The sequence below is a fragment of the Natrinema gari JCM 14663 genome, assembly GCF_000337175.1.
Lineage (GTDB): Archaea > Halobacteriota > Halobacteria > Halobacteriales > Natrialbaceae > Natrinema > Natrinema gari.
Map to the genome: position 1 here is coordinate 1 of NZ_AOIJ01000026.1, position 1,079 is coordinate 1,079.

General features: G+C 59.3%; 1 protein-coding gene. It reads right to left on the minus strand.

The window, feature by feature from the left end:
- Positions 1 to 203: 203 nt before the first annotated feature.
- Positions 204 to 365, minus strand: coding sequence for a hypothetical protein (locus C486_RS21270; RefSeq protein WP_160164283.1), 162 nt, complete (start codon positions 363 to 365; stop codon positions 204 to 206).
- Positions 366 to 1,079 lie beyond the last annotated feature (714 nt).

A 1,079-nucleotide genomic window follows, 5' to 3' on the forward strand; every position in this document is an offset into this window, starting at 1 on the left:
CTCGTCACCGGCAGTCGAGATGGGTGGGAGCCCACTGCCTATGGGGCGTATCTCGGCCGCTCGCTCTTCGGAAGTGCGTTCAGCATACCGACCAGTGCAGATGACCAAGACCTCTCCACCCGAGCAGCGAAGGAGATCGACGTGGAGATCAACTGGGAGTACAGCGAGTAGTTCTCTTTCAGACGACGATCGTCTTCAGTCGTTCACTCCTCGCCGAGTATCTCGTTAGGCGGGTGTTCTTCCTCACCGTTGCACTCGCCGCCGGCCGGGTCGTCGCGTGTGGCGACGTTGTCGCTCTGCCCGAGGTGGCACACCTCGAGCCCCGGGATGACGACGTCCCCGCACTGCGTGCCGTCGACGGTCACCGCCGTACACTGTGGCCGGTCGCTCGGGGGGTGACTGCCCGGCGGTGCCATGCCCGGAGCAGAGCCAGCCGACACCGACACCACAACAGGTCTCGTGCCGCCGTTCGGATTGCTGAACCGTCACAGTTCGAGCAAATAGGGGAGGAAGGTCCACCCCTAAAGGTACGACAAGTGAGAGCAGGATGTCTCGCTCCTGATTAGAGGAGATCGACGCACGAAGACGGTATTTCTGTCAACACCCCCGCCATGCGCTGAAGACTCGTCCACGGTCTGACCCCCTAGTTACGCTCGTTCTCGAGAGTACGAGCCGGTCATGGAATTCTATTACTTCTGGCCCCCTGACTAATGGGATTCTATGACTAAGGGGGAATCGTCGTCGATCTTGTTCCTCCATGAGGTGTGTCTGTTTTCTAGATCGCTGGGGCTCCCATGGGGTTCGTTTCGTGAGTGACGGCGACCGTCCTCGAGCCCACGCCATGGGTTGAGTTGTTTCTAGAAAGAGCGTCGCGAGCGGACGTCCATGGAATTGATTGTTTCACTGGAGCACCGGTCGAGTCCCTAGCGTCAGACGTGCGTCTGCCGGAACGTCGCCTAACCGTTCAAAGACCGACACTCAGATACCTTTTTCACCCACTCTTGAGACCGGAGCCCCATGGGTCGACGTCCATCAACAGGATATTCCGGCACTTCAAATTCCGACACTCACGCACGGAC